19 protein-coding genes are annotated in these 17,484 nt (G+C 38.8%); all 19 read right to left on the bottom strand.

Going from position 1 to position 17,484, the window contains the following annotated elements:
• Positions 1-82 precede the first annotated feature (82 nt).
• The 19 genes from AC3WSK_RS04390 to der all read right to left on the bottom strand — a co-directional run bounded on the left by AC3WSK_RS04390 (position 83) and on the right by der (position 17,387).
• Positions 83-853, bottom strand: a complete 771-nt coding sequence (locus AC3WSK_RS04390) for a CheR family methyltransferase (protein ID WP_079559917.1) — start codon at positions 851-853, stop codon at positions 83-85.
• Positions 854-937: 84 nt separating this feature from the next.
• Positions 938-1,168, bottom strand: coding sequence for a hypothetical protein (locus AC3WSK_RS04385; RefSeq protein ID WP_079559916.1), 231 nt, complete (start codon positions 1,166-1,168; stop codon positions 938-940).
• Between the two features lie 448 nt (positions 1,169-1,616).
• Positions 1,617-1,898: a hypothetical protein gene (locus tag AC3WSK_RS04380; protein ID WP_492412645.1), complete on the bottom strand. Its 282-nt coding sequence runs from the start codon at positions 1,896-1,898 to the stop codon at positions 1,617-1,619.
• A gap of 73 nt (positions 1,899-1,971) precedes the next feature.
• A complete protein-coding gene (locus tag AC3WSK_RS04375; RefSeq protein ID WP_079559915.1) occupies positions 1,972-3,597 on the bottom strand; it encodes a long-chain fatty acid--CoA ligase in 1,626 nt (541 codons plus the stop codon).
• Between the two features lie 500 nt (positions 3,598-4,097).
• On the bottom strand, positions 4,098-4,859 hold the full coding sequence (locus AC3WSK_RS04370; RefSeq protein ID WP_079559914.1) for a 3-hydroxyacyl-CoA dehydrogenase: 762 nt from the start codon (positions 4,857-4,859) through the stop codon (positions 4,098-4,100).
• Between the two features lie 15 nt (positions 4,860-4,874).
• Positions 4,875-6,023, bottom strand: a complete 1,149-nt coding sequence (locus AC3WSK_RS04365) for a thiolase family protein (RefSeq protein ID WP_492412642.1) — start codon at positions 6,021-6,023, stop codon at positions 4,875-4,877.
• A 363-nt stretch (positions 6,024-6,386) separates the two neighbouring features.
• Positions 6,387-6,803: a nucleoside-diphosphate kinase gene (gene ndk / locus AC3WSK_RS04360; protein ID WP_079559912.1), complete on the bottom strand. Its 417-nt coding sequence runs from the start codon at positions 6,801-6,803 to the stop codon at positions 6,387-6,389.
• An 86-nt stretch (positions 6,804-6,889) separates the two neighbouring features.
• Complete coding sequence (hepT, locus tag AC3WSK_RS04355) at positions 6,890-7,864, bottom strand: heptaprenyl diphosphate synthase component II (protein WP_079559911.1); 975 nt, start codon at positions 7,862-7,864, stop codon at positions 6,890-6,892.
• A gap of 19 nt (positions 7,865-7,883) precedes the next feature.
• A complete protein-coding gene (locus AC3WSK_RS04350; protein ID WP_079559910.1) occupies positions 7,884-8,588 on the bottom strand; it encodes a demethylmenaquinone methyltransferase in 705 nt (234 codons plus the stop codon).
• 15 nt (positions 8,589-8,603) lie between these two features.
• Entirely contained in the window at positions 8,604-9,371 is a 768-nt protein-coding gene (locus AC3WSK_RS04345) for a heptaprenyl diphosphate synthase component 1 (RefSeq protein ID WP_492412639.1), read from the bottom strand.
• Positions 9,372-9,647: 276 nt separating this feature from the next.
• On the bottom strand, positions 9,648-9,836 hold the full coding sequence (locus AC3WSK_RS04340; RefSeq protein ID WP_079559908.1) for a hypothetical protein: 189 nt from the start codon (positions 9,834-9,836) through the stop codon (positions 9,648-9,650).
• Positions 9,837-9,918: 82 nt separating this feature from the next.
• Entirely contained in the window at positions 9,919-10,137 is a 219-nt protein-coding gene (gene mtrB, locus AC3WSK_RS04335) for a trp RNA-binding attenuation protein MtrB (RefSeq protein ID WP_079559907.1), read from the bottom strand.
• A 63-nt stretch (positions 10,138-10,200) separates the two neighbouring features.
• Positions 10,201-10,770, bottom strand: coding sequence for a GTP cyclohydrolase I FolE (gene folE / locus AC3WSK_RS04330; RefSeq protein WP_079559906.1), 570 nt, complete (start codon positions 10,768-10,770; stop codon positions 10,201-10,203).
• Positions 10,771-11,330: 560 nt separating this feature from the next.
• On the bottom strand, positions 11,331-11,603 hold the full coding sequence (locus AC3WSK_RS04325) for an HU family DNA-binding protein (protein ID WP_004232618.1): 273 nt from the start codon (positions 11,601-11,603) through the stop codon (positions 11,331-11,333).
• Positions 11,604-11,802: 199 nt separating this feature from the next.
• A complete protein-coding gene (gene spoIVA / locus AC3WSK_RS04320; RefSeq protein ID WP_079559905.1) occupies positions 11,803-13,281 on the bottom strand; it encodes a stage IV sporulation protein A in 1,479 nt (492 codons plus the stop codon).
• Between the two features lie 91 nt (positions 13,282-13,372).
• Positions 13,373-14,152 carry a YphF family lipoprotein gene (locus AC3WSK_RS04315; protein WP_079559904.1) on the bottom strand — a complete coding sequence of 260 codons (780 nt, stop codon included), beginning with the start codon at positions 14,150-14,152 and terminating at the stop codon, positions 13,373-13,375.
• Between the two features lie 21 nt (positions 14,153-14,173).
• Positions 14,174-14,386, bottom strand: coding sequence for a DUF2768 domain-containing protein (locus tag AC3WSK_RS04310; protein ID WP_079559903.1), 213 nt, complete (start codon positions 14,384-14,386; stop codon positions 14,174-14,176).
• A gap of 531 nt (positions 14,387-14,917) precedes the next feature.
• A complete protein-coding gene (locus AC3WSK_RS04305) occupies positions 14,918-15,934 on the bottom strand; it encodes an NAD(P)H-dependent glycerol-3-phosphate dehydrogenase (RefSeq protein ID WP_079559902.1) in 1,017 nt (338 codons plus the stop codon).
• A 142-nt stretch (positions 15,935-16,076) separates the two neighbouring features.
• Positions 16,077-17,387, bottom strand: a complete 1,311-nt coding sequence (gene der, locus AC3WSK_RS04300; protein ID WP_079559901.1) for a ribosome biogenesis GTPase Der — start codon at positions 17,385-17,387, stop codon at positions 16,077-16,079.
• Positions 17,388-17,484 lie beyond the last annotated feature (97 nt).

Raw genomic sequence — 17,484 nt, 5'->3', positions numbered from 1 at the left:
CATCTATGTCTAAAGCTTTTTAAAAATATGTACATGCCATTTATACTGCCTTTTTGTACGAATGCTTTTCTCATATTATTTACTAGGTCCTTCTATAGAAGAATGTATCCTCGACTTCAAACTCATAACGAGATGGGTTAAAAATTTGCTCAGTAGATCCAACAAATAAAACCCCATCCTTGCGCAATGCTTTACTAAAATTCGTATAAATCTGATCCTTCGCTTCTTCAGTAAAATAAATCATCACATTGCGGCAAACAATTAAATCATAATTAGAATCGTAATTGTCATTTAGTAGATTCTGCTTCTTAAACGTCACACAACGTTTAATCTCATCCTTGACCCTATAAAAGGAACCTTCTTGCTCAAAATACTTAGCTTTAATATCACTCGGCACTTCTGCTAATGAGCGCTCTGGATACACACCTAATTTCGCCTTTTGAATGACATTCTCATCTAAATCAGTAGCAACAATTTGAATTTGAGATAATGGCACTAGCTGAGATAATACCATAACTAAAGAATAAGGTTCTTCACCTGTTGAACAAGCAGCACTCCAAATTTTTAAACGCTTATTAGATTGCAGTAATTTCGGAAATATTTTTTTCTGTAACACTTCCCAACGCTTCCCATTACGATAAAATTCGGAAACATTGATCGTCATGCGATCTAAAAACTCATTCATTAAATCACGATCTTGTTCAAGTGCCTTTAGAAAGTCCACAAAATTACGATATCCTTTTTTCTCATACAGAGATGTTAATCGTCTTTTCATTTGCGCTTCTTTATATAGCGCTAAATCTATTCCTGTTTTGCGCTTTATACCTTCTATAAACTGTTCATAATCAGACATGCGGTCTTCTTCCCCTCTAGCGTCGTATTTCCATTATAGCGGAAAAGTGCCATTCCTGAAATACTCTTTCACATGTAATCCAAGTTACTTAGTTGAGTTTTGTTTTTCCTCTAATAATAACACTTTGGATTGCTCTAATTCTAGACGTAATTTTTCTGTTTCCATCGTATACGTTTCTAATCGAAGCTTTTCTAACTCCGTTTCTTTCTCAATAGCCTTTAATCTAATTTTTTCCTTTCTTGTATGAGCATCAGTAAAAATCCCTGCTAAACTAATAACTACTCCACCAATAATAGCAACTATTGCAATTGACAATACGTCCACATCCTCTCATTAATAATGATTATACGGTAAAATGGAAAAAATAGTTTCACTTTTCTTTTCATTCTTTCACTATTTCAGAAAAAATATTCCATTATTTGTATCATGTTCTTGAATAACTCATTTCTGACTACTCCCACAGCTAAAGCAGCGGGGTTCTTATATACTTAAGAGAAGCGTTACAAAGCTCTCCACAGATGGTGTTGCCATGTCCTGTGTACAACATCTTTGATTTATCTTCTGTTCCATAAAACTTTCTAATCTACACAACCGAAGTTGTGTTGGCAATGAGTTTTAACGAAAGTAGGTAGCTCTACCTGCGGGGGAATACTCTTCACTTTATTTGTTTGATACCCATATCCATGCTAAGAGGGAATGTTTTCTTTACTTGTTTCAAGTCTTCTATATGTTGATTGTGTAACTCTAAAAAGGTAGTAAACGTTTAATTGCATAAGTCTTGATTAGTATTTTGTAAACTTGTATCACTATTCATCAGTAAAAACGCACTATATAAATCTCGTTGTACGAGATGACTTCCAATTTGACTCCAACGTTGATGTAGTTTTTTCTTTTCATAACGACCCGTCACATGACTATACTGACTGGCTCTAAAGGTTATCGTATTTACTTTCCATATAGTTAGCTTTGTGTAACCTAATTTTTGATTGATGATTTCCACTAGCATGTCAGGGGCATGATTCCCAATACTTTTTCCACACCCCACGCTATGGAGATGTTCCTATATTTCAAATAAAAAAATGAAGGTAGTCAGTCACCACCTTCATTTTTTTAGGCTCCTAAACCTCTACACGATAATCCTTTAAATCTTCTCGCAATTTTACCTTCATGAACTTCCCTACAGAAGTTTTAGGTATCTCATTTAAAAATACAACATCATCAGGAATCCATGTTTTATGGAATTGCGATTGTAAATCTTCTAGTAGCTCTGATTTCGTAATAGAATCTTTACATTCAGGCTTCGGTACAACACACGCTAGAGGTCGTTCTATCCATTTTTCGTGAGGAATAGCTATAACAGCTGCCTCCAACACTTTAGGATGTGACATCAAGGCATTTTCTAGGTCTACCGAAGAAATCCATTCGCCACCACTTTTTATTAAATCTTTCGTACGATCTGTAATTTTAATATAACCATCCACTGTCACTACCGCAATATCACCCGTGTAAAGCCAACCATCTTTAAAGGCTTCATTTGTTCGTTCATCGTTATAATACTCAGCAGCAATCCATGGACCCCTAATTGTCAATTCACCCATTGTTTTGCCATCCCAGGGTACTTCACCGTTTTCATTGACTACACGTGTTTCAATGAGTGGCACTGTTATTCCCTGCGTAGTGCGAACATCTATTTTTTCATCCAACGTATAATCTTGCATATGAGTTAAATACGTCGATATACTAACAAGCGGCGATGTCTCGGTCATACCGTAGCCCGTCATATAAGGAATTTTAAGCTCCTCCTCAAAACCACGAACTAGACCGTTCGGCGACGCTGAACCACCACAAACAATCAACCGTATTGAAGACAAATCACGAGGATTTTTACGTTGCTCCTGTAATAGCCCAAGCCAAATCGTAGGTACTCCTGCAGTCAGCGTTACCTTATATGTTTCAAATAAATCAAGTAATAGCTGTGGTGTAAACATTGGCCCAGGGAGCACCTGTGTGGCTCCAAATAATACACCAGCAAACGGAAATCCCCACGCATTCGCATGGAACATTGGTACAACAGGTAATACAACGTCTGTCTCGCTGATAGCTATACTATCAGAAAGTCCTGCTGCCATAGTATGGAGGACAATACTACGATGAGTATACACAACACCCTTTGGCATTCCTGTAGTTGCGCTTGTATAACACATACCAGCAGGTGTATTTTCATCTAAATCATCTAGGAATTTAAAGTCTTCATTCGCCTCATCGACTAATGCCTCATAAGACAGAGCATTCGGTAGTGGGATATTTTCTAGCACGATATCATCTCCCATTACGACAAAGTGCTTGACTGTTTTAAGCTGTGAGACAATTGGTGCAATAAGTGGAACTAAGTTATCATCAATTAGTAATATTTCATCTTCTGCGTGATTAATAACATAAGCAATATGCTCAGGCGCTAATCGAATATTAATCATATGCAATACAGCTCCTGCGCATGGCACTGCAAAATATGCTTCTAAATGGCGGTGGTGATTCCAAGCGAAGGTACCTACCTTCATCCCTCTTTCCATTCCCAGCTTTGTAAGGGCATCTGCTAGTTTACGAGTTCGTTTTACATATTCTTTATAAGTAAACTCATGAATTGTTGTAGTGCTTGTCCGCGAATATATTTTTTTCGCATGGAAAAATCGTTCTGCTCGATCCAAAAAACTTGTTAATAATAAAGGTGTATCCATCATATGCATAACAACGCTCCCCTTTGTTTATATAATTTTTGAATCGTCCAAGGCTTCTGCTGCTACCAATAATTACATATAAAAGGATCATTACCATATCGTGTGGTTGATTTCCGTTCCGGCGGGGCGCTTTCCTGGGGGGCGTCCGATGAGCCGCTTCACTCGCTCTGCTCGCTCCAGGGTCTCGGGCCAACACGACGTCGGTCACGAAGGCGTTATCACAGGATGTGATGCTCTTAGCCTTCGTTCCCCTATCGCTAATCCCCAAGGAGTCGCCCAGCCTCCACTCCAATCAACTTATTTACATAGTAGACGTTTTAACAAAAGTCATTACAATTTTTGTTGATGAACCATATAAAATAAGTTAATTTCCCCCTCACTAATCGCAGACAAGCTCCTTTTCACTTATGAGGTTCACAAATGCGTAATTACAGGAGCTTTTGCTCATACCCTTCACTCTATGAACAGTCTAGCTTATTGAATTTGAGGCAAGCACCTTCGAGATACCATTACCTTGGCTGCAAACGAATCGCGCCGTCCAAGCGGATGACTTCACCATTTAACAAACCATTTTGGATAATACTTTCGACCAGCAACGCATATTCTGTTGGTTTTCCAAGTCGTTTAGGGAAAGGCGTCATTTGAGCAAGTGCTGTTCTTGCTGGCTCTGGCAACGACGCAAACATTGGTGTTTCTATTAATCCTGGAGCAATCGTCATGACACGTACACCGATTTCAGCAAGCTCTCGAGCAATCGGCAACGTCATCGCTGCCACACCACCCTTTGAGGCACTATATGCTGCTTGTCCTATTTGCCCATCAAAAGCCGCAACAGATGCGGTATTAATAATAACGCCACGCTGACCATCCTCGTTTTGCTCATTCAGTTGCATCTTCTCGGCTGCTAGACGAATTACATTGAACGTACCAATTAAATTGACAGAAATCACCTTTTCAAATAAACCAAGAGCATGTACACCACGTTTTGAAAGTACTTTACTTGCATCGGCAATTCCGGCACAATTCACTGTGACATTAATGGAGCCCAATGTTGCTACTGCCTGCTCAAGCCCTGCCGCTACATCAGCTTCTTTTGTCACATCAACGCGTACATATTGGACATTCTCCCCTAACTCCTCTACTAGTGCATGCCCTCGATCGTCATTAAGATCAAAAATAACTGCTTTGCCACCGTTAGCAACAATTCTACGAACAGTCGCCTCTCCTAAACCAGATGCTCCCCCTGTTACAACTGCTTTTACTTCATTCATCAAACACAACCCCTTTTACATTTTTTCAATGATAGTAGCGTTCGCCATTCCCATGCCTTCACAAATTGCGAGTAAGCCATAATGTAAATTTTCTCGTTCCATTCTGTATAGCATCGTTGTTAACAGTTTTGTGCCCGTCGCTCCTAGTGGATGCCCTAAAGCAATTGCTCCACCATCTGGATTTAATTTATTTGGATCTGCTCCAATTTCATGCAGCCAAACAAGTGGTACTGGCGCAAAAGCTTCATTTACTTCATACGTGTCAATTTCCTCGATCGTAAGACCTGAACGTTCTAGCGCTTGTCTAGTTGCCTCAATTGGACCAGTTAGCATTAACGTCGGATCTGAGCCAACAACAACTCTTGTAAAAATTTTAGCAAGCGGTCGGATGCCAAGCTCTTGCGCCTTTTCTAAAGACATAATAACTACAGCTGAGGCACCATCACTCATTTGACTTGCATTACCGGCTGTTATCACACCATCTTCCTGGAAAACGGTTTTTAGTCCATTTAATTTATCAACTGTCGTTTCTGGCCGTGGTCCCTCATCAACAGAAAACGTTGTCACTGTGCTGTCTTCTTGCGTAACTTGGACAGGCAGTATTTCCTTTTTAAAATGGCCTGCCTCAATTGCACCTAATGCTCGTCTATGACTATTGTAAGCAAAGTTATTGAGCAGTTCCTTCGACAAGTTCCATTTTTCCGCTATTTTTTCGGCTGATAACCCTTGATGAATAATTGTATAATTGTCTTGTAATCGTTTACCCGCGTGAGCCCCCTTCATGTTAGAACCCATTGACACCCTCGTCATGCTTTCAACTCCACCAGCAATAACAATGTCCATATCGCCTGCTAAAATAGCCTGTGCTGCGAAATGAACAGCCTGCTGACTTGATCCACATTGACGATCAATTGTCACACCTGGGACACTCTCCGGAAAACCTGCCATTAATAGGGCCGTACGGGCTATATTTGCTCCCTGTTCAGCAGTTTGCGTCACACAGCCAAAAATAACATCCTCCACCTGATCCTTATTGATACCTGCTCGTTGTACCACTTCTTGCAGTACATCTGCCGCTAAGTCATCTGCTCGAACATTGCTTAATGCCCCTTTACTTCTGCCAACTGCTGTACGAACAGCTGATACAATTACCACTTCTCTCATAAAAAAACCCCTTTGCGCTGTCAATTCTCTCATTTCCTATCATCCAATGTATTTAGATGCTATGAAATATATTCTTGATTATTAAGCTATTCAAAAACTATAATTATCAGAATATTACATCTTTTATTTTACATGACTAAGAAGTATTTAACAATTCTATATGTATCTAGAAAATTTCCGCCACTGATTTTATATGTCTATTTTTGTTATAGGCTTCTATTTATTGAGTAACCGCACTCCATTTTCAGAGCAATAAAAAAAGCAATCTCAAATTGAATTGAGATTGCTTAATCTATTTGCAAATTCAACTATGCCTTAGCATAATTGTCATCTCACTAAGTCAGAGATAAACGCTGAAAGAAATTAAACTAAATCTTCACCGAAGAATAAAGCGATTTCACGCTCAGCAGAAGCAAGTGAGTCAGAACCGTGGATGATGTTGTGAGAAACAGTTGTTGCGTAGTCACCACGGATTGTACCTGGGTTAGATTCTTCAGGTTTAGTTGCTCCCATCATTGTACGAGCAAGCTTAATTACGTTTTCGCCTTCCCATACCATAGCGAAAACAGGACCAGAAGTGATGAAATCAACTAATTCACCAAAGAATGGACGCTCAGCATGCTCAGCGTAGTGCTTTTCTGCTAATTCTGTAGGAATTACCATTAATTTAGCACCTTTCAATACAAAACCGCGACGCTCAAAACGATCTACGATATCTCCTACTACTTGACGTTCTACGCCATCAGGCTTAACCATTAAAAAAGTTTGTTCGATTGCCATGTTTAAAACACTCCTTAAATTCGTATAACAGGTTTTACACCTACCGATAAATATTAACAAAAAATCGGGCTTTGTACAACAAAAAGCTAGAATTTACGCTTACCCATAAATAAAGCAACATCACGTAATTTTTTCTTGACGGGATGTTTTGGTAATGCATCTATTTCCTGTAATGCCTTTTTCAAATATTTATCACTCATTATATTAGCTTGCTCAATCGCGTCGGATTTACGCACATAGCGCAACATATTTTGACGTTCTACCTCTGTCAAAGTACCTGCAAACACTTTTACCAAATAAGGTTGCATTCCAGGATCATCTTTTAACAGTAGAATCGGTAATGTAATATTCCCCTGCAATAAATCACTACCGGCTGGCTTCCCTAATTCTTTATCTGTTGCCATTATGTCTAAAACATCATCGATAATTTGGAAGCTCATGCCTACAAAATAGCCGAAGCGTTTCAAATGTCTCACTGTTTTGGGATCGACACCTGCTGCTACTGCACCAAGTTCACAACTAGAAGAAATTAGTAATGCCGTCTTGCGTTTGATTCGTCTAAAATAATCCTTTAAGCCTTGATCTAGTCTAAATTTATCTTCGATTTGAATGACTTCACCGTTACAAATTTCCACCATCGTACGTGCTAAAATTTGATGAACTAATGGGTCTTCAAGCTTTGTAATATATTCAAGTGCACGCGCAAAAATAAAATCGCCCGTGTACATTGCAACTCTATTATTCCATTGTGATTTGACAGTCGGGCGTCCTCTTCGCATATTGGAATCATCAATTACATCATCATGCACAAGTGATGCCATATGAATAAGCTCTACTGGCACGGCTACATCCTTCATCTTTTCGATATTATAGTCGCCAAATTTCGCGCCAAGCAACACAAAAATTGGTCGTATCCGTTTACCACCAGCTTGCAATAAATGGAGAGAAGCATCATTGATTAAACCTGAAGAAGAGTTCACTGCTCTTTCTAATTCTTTTTCAATGATTTCGATATCTGATTTCAAATCGGAATAGAGTAGTTTTAACTTCATCTTTTCCACTTGTGAAAACCTTCCCCCATTAACGTACCTTTTTTAAGCCTATATGCATTGCCGCAGCACCGCCACTGTATGCTTTGTACGTTACTTTTTCTAAACCTGCCTGTTCAAACATTGCCGCTAACTTCTTCATACCTGGGAAATCATTTGCTGATTCCTGTAACCAAGAATATTCTTTAAAGCTTTTCGCAAATATTTTACCAAATACCGGCATTATATATTTAAAATAAAAACGGAATAATTGTCGATAGCCGGGAATTTCAGATTGAGATGTTTCTAAACAAACAACCATTCCCCCAGGTTTTACAACACGATTCATTTCTTTTAAAACTTGTAAATAATCTGGTACATTACGAAGACCAAAACCAATTGTTACATAATCAAATGTATTGTCTGGGAAAGGTAATTCCATAGCATTTCCATGTATTAGTTCAATTTGTGGGTATGGCTTTACTTTTTGTTCGCCAACCTTCAGCATGTTTTTACTGAAGTCTACCCCTTTTACTTCTCCGCTTTCACCAACTGCTTCAGCTAAGGCAATTGTCCAATCTGCCGTACCACAGCAAACATCCAGTGCTTTCGCTCCAGGTTTTACTGCCATACGCTTCATCGTATCATTGCGCCAGCCAACATGCATCTGGAAGCTAATAACACCATTCATTTTGTCATAGCTTTGCGAAATACTTTCAAATACTTCGTGCACGTGCTCTTCTTTCGTTTTAGCCATTTCGAAAAACCTCTCTTATCCATTAGTAGAAGCAATGGATGCCTCTACATGCGCTTGTAGAGCTTGTTTCACATCAACTTGTAAAAATGATGCCTCGTCTATCACCTGTAACAGCTCTGTTTTTAATTGCACAATTTTGTCCTGTATAACGTTGCCATAGGTCACTCCAGCATATCTCGCACTTTCTTCAAGAACCCTACTCATTATCGTTACTTGTCCACGTTGATATGTCGCCCATTCTCTTTCTAAACGCAAGATTAATAAGCTCTTCTCCACAATTGGAATATAGTTACTAAACGAATATAGCTCAAAAAATTTTGAGATTAATCCCGATTCAATGTTAGTAATTGAGGTATACCATTGTTCGAGTGTTCGTTTTTCTGCCTCATATACTTTAATTTGGTGTTCACAACGTTGCACAATCCCTTGCGACAAATTTCTAATCAATGCGACATTTCCCGACTTCGCTAAAATCTCATAATAACGACCACTATAAAAGTCCCCAGCTAAAACGGTTAGCTGCTGTTCTTTTGATGTGGCATCTAATTCTTTAATATGATCGTGCGCCGCTAAAGCTGCGTATACAATCCCAACCGTGATTGCAGCTTCTCTTTCCTCTTGTTGCCACTCTTCACCATTCAAAAAGGGAACTAACAAGTAAAATAATTGATTTTCATCGAGCACAGGCACTCCTGTGTATTTTTGCAAAGTTCTATGACGAACATCCATGAAAATCTCTGTTTTTAATTGTGCAATTGAATTTTGAATGTATGTTGCATTCATAGACCTTACTCCATTTCACTTTCAAATACGTTAGCCACTTCATGGATCTAACGCTTGCTTACTGAGTCATTATAGCACACGCGACGATTCGGAATAAAAATTTTTTGCTTTATTCAACATGATAGGCAGTAGAGCTTACCAATCAAATATGCCTCGGCATAATTGATTCCAGAATCGGCTTTGTACTTAGTCCTGCACGAGGTCCAACACGATGTCGATCATTTCGGTAATACCACAGGGCGTGGTTTTTTACCGATGCAGGCCAGTTAGCCGTTATCACATGAATACGATGACCTTAGGGCTAACAGCCTGTATTGAACTCCATTCCGATTCCATGGCATCCGCCGGAAGCTTTAACGTTTCTGTACCTGCCGTTGCACTTTCTCCAAAAGACATTTGAAGCTGACGCTTTGCTTTCGCTACAAAAAACATCTGCTGAAAGAAGTTAAAAACAGTTTTACACATTTAGTCGATTTATATGTGCATCACTAATTTGCCATCAACACAAAACCATTTTTAAAGCACTTTTGCCTATCATTGTTCTTCATTACTTTTTCGATTCGCTATTTATAACACCATGAGCTGTATGAATCTGTGCTTTTCCACGAATTTTCACTGCAGATGTATGTTCAGTAAATTGAGCAATCATAACTTCGCCTGCATCTAATTTTTCAGAATGATGGAACTTTGTATCTGTACCTCGCGTTAAACCGATTACATGCACGCCATCTTCCTCTGCTTGAATAACAATATAATCTTGTGACATTGTCTTTACACTCCTTAAATCCGACAAATTCTTAGTCCATCATAACATAATTAGACATGCATATTAAGACATTTGAATAAATGATAAAACTTCTCTACGTTTTACTTCATCTTCTTCGTAAATACCACGTGCAACCGATGTCACAGTTTTAGATCCCGGCTTCTTAAGCCCTCGCATCGTCATGCACATATGCTCCGCCTCAATCACTACATAAACACCTTTCGGAGAGAGCATTTCCATAATTGTCTCTGCTACTGAAGAGGTAATACGTTCTTGTAATTGCGGACGACGAGCAATAGTTTCTACTGCGCGTCCTAATTTACTTAGTCCAGCAACAATGCCATCGTTTGGTATGTATGCGACATGCGCTTTTCCGTAAAAAGGTACTAGATGATGCTCACACATCGAATAAAATGGAATGTCCTTTACAAGTACTAATTCCTCATGGTCTTCATGAAACACTGTTTTAAAATAATCTTTTGCGTCTTCATGTAAGCCACTAAACATTTCTGCATACATTTTTGCTACACGTTTTGGTGTATCGAGTAAACCTTCACGATTTACATCTTCGCCTACCGCCTCTAATATCATTTTTACTGCTTCTTCTATTTTCAATAAATCAACATTCGACATCCGTAAAAACCCTCCTGCGTATCAATACATTACACATTTCCTTATGCATCGTAGCATATCCAAAAGGTAAGCGCAAAATGACTTACTTGATTCAAAAGAAATTCAACACTATATAAGCAAAATCGCTACTTCACACTTACTAATCAGTAGTATATTTTGTAAATTTTAGCTCATCACAAGGACGTCAGGCTGACCATCCCAACAGGGCGCTTCTTTCTTGAGGAGTCGTGGTGACAGTTTTATTCTGCGAAAGGTCATGACAAATATGATGATTTTAGCATTCGTCCCCTACTCGCTAGCGTTCCAGTGACGGTGACCCTCTAATGGAGATGCCCTATCTCCACCCCAACCAACTAAATATATCTACAAGTTTCAAAAATAAATCTCGACTTTCATCGATATACCTAAATTTTGCATAGGAAATCTATATTGCTTACACTGACGTTTATGTCATCTTTCTATGTACAGTTAACTATGCAACACTCGCTGAAATAAGTTAAAAAGAGCAGCCTCCATGTTCGTATACATGAAGACTGCTCTATGTAACTACTAGACGTGTATTATTTTACAGCATCTTTAAGCGCTTTACCTGGTTTGAAAGCAGGTACTTTGCTAGCAGCGATTTCGATTTCTTTACCAGTTTGTGGGTTACGACCTTTACGAGCCGCACGTTCACGTACTTCAAAGTTACCAAAACCAATTAATTGTACTTTGTCACCCTTTGCAAGAGCATCTTGAATTGTATCAAATACAGCTTCAACTGCTTTAGAAGCGTCTTTTTTAGAAAGACCTGCAGCTTCAGCAACAGAGTTTACTAATTCTGTTTTATTCACACCATTCACCTCCTCTCAAAGGGTCATGAACCAATTCTGTAAAAAGATTAACACATAGAAAACCGCTACGCAACTGTATTCATTCATGATTATAACCAAAAAATTAGTTTTTCACCCAAAAAACAAAAATAACAGGACTTTTCGCATAAAAACGAAAAGACCTGTAGTATTTTTTTGCGCTTTATTTTTCTTTTTATCACTACAAAATAAATGTAACTAATCCTCTATCGCCTTCGTTCACCATACGTTCAATTGTTTGTCGCATCCGTTTTTTAGCTGTATTTGGAACTGCATCCATTTTATAGCGTATTCCTTCTTTTAACACTTCATGTAATGGAGTTCCAAAAAGCTGCGTGTTCCATAAAGCTTCACGATCATGTAAATAAGCATGATTTAAATCCTTAAGCAATTGTTGACTATGGAATTCTGAGCCTATTAGTGGCGCGAATTCGGATTCCATATCTACACGAATAATATGATATGATGGCGCTTTTGCCTTCATACGCACACCATAAAAATTATTTTGTTTAATGAGTTCTGGAGCTGTTGGCTCAAACTCCTGCATCATCGGCAATGTTACACCATAACCAGTCGAATCTGCTTGACTAATAGCAGTTTTAAAGCGTTTTTGTGCCTCTTTTGCTTCTGCCGCCTCTTTAATAAAGAGTAGCCAATCACGCTTCGTCTCAATTGGTTCATCTAGCCATTCATTACACACCGACTTATATAGCTCGCCTTGTAATGATACTCGAATGACTGCAGTTCCAATACCAGCATCCACATGTACCACTTCACTTTGATCAATAAAATCAATAGCTTTAAAAGCATCTGACGCCTGCTGCACGTCTCTAATTTTCATAATAGATGACAGCACTTCTTCCATCGAATCGATTAGTGCAACATTTAATGGGTGTGTTGCATCTAAAACATCTAACCAATCTGGTTTTTCCACCTCAATTGTTCGAATTGGAAATTCAAATAATGCTTCTTGCAAAATATACTGAATATCAGATGCGCGCATTTGATCAATCGAAATAGCAATTACTGGAACATTATAGCGCTCAAATAACTCATTTCGGAGCTGCACCGTTTCCTCCCGCGCCGGCATTTGGCAATTTAATACAATAACAAAAGGTTTTCCAATATCCATTAATTGCTCTACGATTTCCTCTTCAGCCTTCTCTGCCGCACGACGACTTATACCATTGACCGTGCCATCTGTTGTTACAACAATTCCAATATTGGCATGGTCACGAATTACTTTATCCGTACCTATTTTCGCCGCTTCTTGGAAAGGGATAGGCTCTGTATGCCAAGGTGTATGCACAAATTTCGGACCATTTTCATCCTCATAGCCCTTTGTACCGTCAATGACATAACCAACGCAATCTGCTAAACGAATTTGGAATGTCATTTCATCTTCACCGACCGCAATACGTGTTGCTTGGGCAGGCACAAACTTCGGCTCAGCAGTCATAATGACTGGCCCCGGCGAGCTTTGTGGCAACTCGTCTTGTGCTCGCATTCTTTCTGTATCATCCACAATATTTGGTAACACGACCGATTCCATAACCTTTTTTACAAATGTTGATTTACCTACACGTACTGGACCGACAACACCAATATAAACATCGCCATTTGTGCGCTCTGCAATTTCTCTAAATACTGCTTCACTCAAGGTTTCTGCCTCCTTTATCTACGCTTTTTCACTATATGCGAGCGGTTAGATAAATATGAAAAGCCCCTTACAAATGTAAGGAGCTTATTGACTAATCTTTTTTATTTTTGGATTCATACTCTTGAATTAATTTTTCTCTAGCTTTTTTTGCGTCACTATTATAGGCGTCCATATAATAAATCGGCTCACCTTTTTCATCTACTGTATATGGTAAAGAATAAGCTGGCACTACTGGATATTTATCGATAAGTAGCTGACGAATATCATCTCCAGGTTTTACATCAGGCTTATCTTCTTTTAGTAGTTGCCCTAAATCAACTGAATAGTCGACATGCATTTCGCCATCGCCTGTCATAAATATTGGTAATTCGGTACCAGAATAGGGGCTCTTCACAGTTACTTCTGTTTTATAGCCCAATTTTTCAAAGTTAATTTTAAATACATTATCAGAATCTACACCCTTTATTGGTAAATATTCGGTTGAAAGTTTGCGAATATTAATTTCACGAATTCGCTCTGCGGCATTTAAATCTACCAATTTTACTTTAGCTTCATTCTCAGGATCCCAAATAATATACTGGAAAATCCCACCCTTTTCATAGGCGTTCCCAGGAATTTGCGCAAGATATTTAGGCATTAGTTTTTCAAAATCAATTAAATATTTTATATATATATCTGTATCTAACTCGCTATTTTTAATTGGAACTAGTCCACCAGTTGCTTCACGATATTCATCAACCGCACGCTGAACCGCAGCTAAATTATCAGCATCCGGCACTACTTTTGCCCTTTTCTCGTCTTCTGGATATGCACAACCTACTAGAAGTACAGCGGTTACAATTACCAAAAGAAAAGCACTTAGTTTTTTCATGTCACTTCCACCTCATCATTTTTATGCTGGCCATGTGGCTACAATTAGAACCATTAAAAATGTGCCAAGTCCAAACAGTATGTATGCAATTAAATTTACGATTGTACGTAAAAAAACGTTCGAAATCTTATTACGACCGAGATAAATTAAACCTATAGATATAATCAAAAAGCCAATACAATAAAACGATACCCACATTACATCAAGCGCAGGTAAATGTGCTAACGGACCCATTTAAAACAACCACCTTTCTACAACGTCACGAAACAATCAAAATATATTATACTATGTGCTTTCACTAAAAAGAAATAGTTGTCCAATAACTATCAATCAATTATACCTCGGCATAATTGTGTCCGTAATCGGCTTTGGGCCAACAAATGTTTTCTGTGCGAAAGCGCAGTGCTAACAAGCGTCAGCAAAGGTTTTTGCCTGTGCGAAAGCGAAGCGTCAGCAACAACATGATGTTGGACACTCAGTCATTGCCACAGGACGTGGCGTTTCTTAGACTGAGTTCCTTTATGTCAGCGGGTGTTTGGATACCCGCTGAAAAGCAGCTTAAAGACCGCATCATACCACCGCCTATAGAGGTAGGAGACTTTTTCTAGAAGTTAAATGGACAACCTTTATTAAATAATTAATTAAAAGCACACAATAAGGCGTCTCAGATATTCTCTGAGACACCTTATTTATGTCCATTTTATGACATAACTAATCAAATAGATTAGGTATGTCGATTAACCTTATTTATCCATTTTCATTAATTTAGTATATCATGTCATCGATTTCTCGCTTTTTCATACGCATCATTAATGTATCAACCGCTATTTTAGGTTCGATAGTATTAAATAGAACACTATAAAGCTCCGCTGTGATCGGCATAGCAACGTTATATTTCTCTGCTAGCTGATAGGCCGCTTTTGTTGTGCGTACTCCCTCAACAACCATGCCCATTTGATCGAGTACCTCTGGTAGTTTCATTCCTTGCCCCAATAAATTACCTGCGCGCCAATTACGAGAGTGTACACTTGTACATGTTACAATTAAGTCCCCCATGCCTGAAAGTCCTGAAAATGTGAATGGATTCCCTCCCATTTCAACACCAAGACGTGAAATTTCAGCTAAACCTCGAGTAATAAGTGCCGCTTTGGCATTATCACCATAATTTAAGCCGTCTGAAATACCTGCCGCTAATGCTATTACGTTTTTTAATGCGCCACCTATTTCTACGCCAATCACATCTTTGCTTGTGTAGACACGGAAATATTGATTCATAAATAAATCTTGCACTTTTTCTGCGGCTTCAATGTTTGCACAAGCTGCTGTGACCGTTGTCGGGTGGTGTAAGACAACTTCCTCTGCATGACTTGGACCCGAAAGTACAACAACTTCTTCTACAAATTTTGCAGGTAGACTTTCTTCTAAAATTTCCGAAATTCGTTTTAATGTATCGGGTTCAATTCCCTTCGATACATGCACAAACAGTATTTTTTTATCGAGTGTTACGCACATTTTTTCACATACTTCTCGAATAGCCTTAGTTGGCACTGCTACGATAATTGTTTCCGAATGGTCAACTGCCTTAGCAATATCACTTGTCGCATACAAATTTGTCGGCAGTACAGTTTCAGGCAAATACTTTCTATTAGTATGCAGGTTGTTAATTTCTTCAGCTTGATCTGTTCGATGAGTCCAAAGAAGTGTATCATGCCCATTTTCTGCAAGTACCATCGCAAGTGCTGTCCCCCACGAGCCTGCCCCTAACACACAAACTTTTTCCATTCAAAATCCTCCCTTGTTAAGAAAAGACAATTCACTCTTATTAGTTACGAAAAATGCTAGAGAAAATTATACTTTCCTCTCTTGTAAAAAGACGCCACCCAACAATATTGTCGGGCTGGCGTATTGTATGTGTATATTTTTCCTAAGCACGTGCACGGGTAATTAATCGAATTGGCGTTCCTTCAAAATCAAATGTTTCTCGGATACGGTTTTCTAAAAATCGTTCATAAGAGAAATGCATTAGCTCTGGTTCATTAACAAACACCACAAACGTCGGGGGCTGGATCGCAACTTGGGTAGCATAGTAGATGCGAAGACGGCGGCCTTTATCAGTTGGTGCAGGGTTACGTGCTACAGAATCCTCAATCACCTCATTAAGGATAGATGATTGAATTCGCATTGCGTGGTTTTCACTTACACGTTGTATAATCGGTAAAATTTGATGTACACGCTGCTTTGTATTAGCCGATACAAAAATAATCGGTGCATAGTCTAAGAATAAGAAATGCTCACGAATTTGTTGTGTAAAGACGTTCATTGTTTTTTCGTCTTTTTCAATAGCATCCCATTTATTAACTACGATGACAACAGCTTTTCCTGCTTCATGCGCGTAGCCTGCAATTTTTTTATCTTGTTCTTGAATACCTTCTTCCACATTTAGAACGACTAAAACAACATCAGAGCGTTCAATTGCTCGTAACGCACGCAATACAGAGTATTTCTCTGTCGTTTCGTATACTTTCCCTTTTTTTCGCATACCTGCCGTATCAATAATGACATATTCCTGATCATCATACTCATACGGCGTGTCAATAGCATCTCGAGTAGTCCCCGCGATATTACTCACAATAACGCGATCTTGGCCTAAAAATGCATTTACTAATGAAGATTTCCCCACATTTGGACGACCAATTAACGAGAATTTAATAACCTCGTCTCCATATTGCTCTTCATCTTCATTAGGGAAATGATTAGCACATTCGTCCAATAAATCCCCTAAGCCTAAGCCGTGAGAACCAGAAATTGGCCAAGGCTCACCAAAGCCAAGCGCATAGAAATCATAAATCATTTCGCGCATGTCCGGGTTATCAATTTTATTAACTGCTAAAACGACCGGTTTTTTTGTTTTGTATAAAATTTTAGCTACTTGCTCATCAGCAGCTGTTACACCTTCACGACCATTCGTCATAAAGATAATAACGTCCGCTTCATCAATGGCGATTTCCGCTTGTTGACGAATTTGTTCTAAAAACGGCTCGTCCCCAATCTCAATACCACCTGTATCAATAATATTAAAGTCATGTGTTAACCACTCTGCCGAACTATAAATACGGTCGCGTGTAACGCCTGGAATATCTTCCACAATCGAAACACGTTCTCCAACGATACGATTAAAAATCGTCGACTTACCTACGTTCGGACGACCTACGATGGCTACTACTGGTTTCGTCATCTGTAGTTCATCCTTCCAACTTCTTGTCTTTCGCTATTATACACGAAAAATGCCATTATATCATATCATATCCATGAATGTGCGCGCTATGTACCGT

The sequence above is a fragment of the Lysinibacillus sp. EB271-A1-10B genome (assembly GCF_058791335.1).
The sequence above is the reverse complement of the archived record's forward strand: the minus strand, read 5'-3'. Positions and strand labels throughout refer to the sequence as shown.

Excerpts from the sequence above, each read along its gene's own strand:
- AC3WSK_RS04390 (WP_079559917.1), bottom strand. The coding sequence starts at position 853 with ATGTCTGATTATGAACAGTTTATAGAAGGTATAAAGCGCAAAACAGGA.
- AC3WSK_RS04375 (WP_079559915.1), bottom strand. The coding sequence starts at position 3,597 with ATGCATATGATGGATACACCTTTATTATTAACAAGTTTTTTGGATCGA.
- AC3WSK_RS04370 (WP_079559914.1), bottom strand. The coding sequence starts at position 4,859 with ATGAATGAAGTAAAAGCAGTTGTAACAGGGGGAGCATCTGGTTTAGGA.
- AC3WSK_RS04365 (WP_492412642.1), bottom strand. The coding sequence starts at position 6,023 with ATGAGAGAAGTGGTAATTGTATCAGCTGTTCGTACAGCAGTTGGCAGA.
- ndk (WP_079559912.1), bottom strand. The coding sequence starts at position 6,803 with ATGGCAATCGAACAAACTTTTTTAATGGTTAAGCCTGATGGCGTAGAA.
- AC3WSK_RS04350 (WP_079559910.1), bottom strand. The coding sequence starts at position 8,588 with ATGGCTAAAACGAAAGAAGAGCACGTGCACGAAGTATTTGAAAGTATT.
- AC3WSK_RS04345 (WP_492412639.1), bottom strand. The coding sequence starts at position 9,371 with ATGAATGCAACATACATTCAAAATTCAATTGCACAATTAAAAACAGAG.
- AC3WSK_RS04340 (WP_079559908.1), bottom strand. The coding sequence starts at position 9,836 with ATGTGTAAAACTGTTTTTAACTTCTTTCAGCAGATGTTTTTTGTAGCG.
- mtrB (WP_079559907.1), bottom strand. The coding sequence starts at position 10,137 with ATGTCACAAGATTATATTGTTATTCAAGCAGAGGAAGATGGCGTGCAT.
- folE (WP_079559906.1), bottom strand. The coding sequence starts at position 10,770 with ATGTCGAATGTTGATTTATTGAAAATAGAAGAAGCAGTAAAAATGATA.
- AC3WSK_RS04315 (WP_079559904.1), bottom strand. The coding sequence starts at position 14,152 with ATGAAAAAACTAAGTGCTTTTCTTTTGGTAATTGTAACCGCTGTACTT.
- AC3WSK_RS04310 (WP_079559903.1), bottom strand. The coding sequence starts at position 14,386 with ATGGGTCCGTTAGCACATTTACCTGCGCTTGATGTAATGTGGGTATCG.
- AC3WSK_RS04305 (WP_079559902.1), bottom strand. The coding sequence starts at position 15,934 with ATGGAAAAAGTTTGTGTGTTAGGGGCAGGCTCGTGGGGGACAGCACTT.
- der (WP_079559901.1), bottom strand. The coding sequence starts at position 17,387 with ATGACGAAACCAGTAGTAGCCATCGTAGGTCGTCCGAACGTAGGTAAG.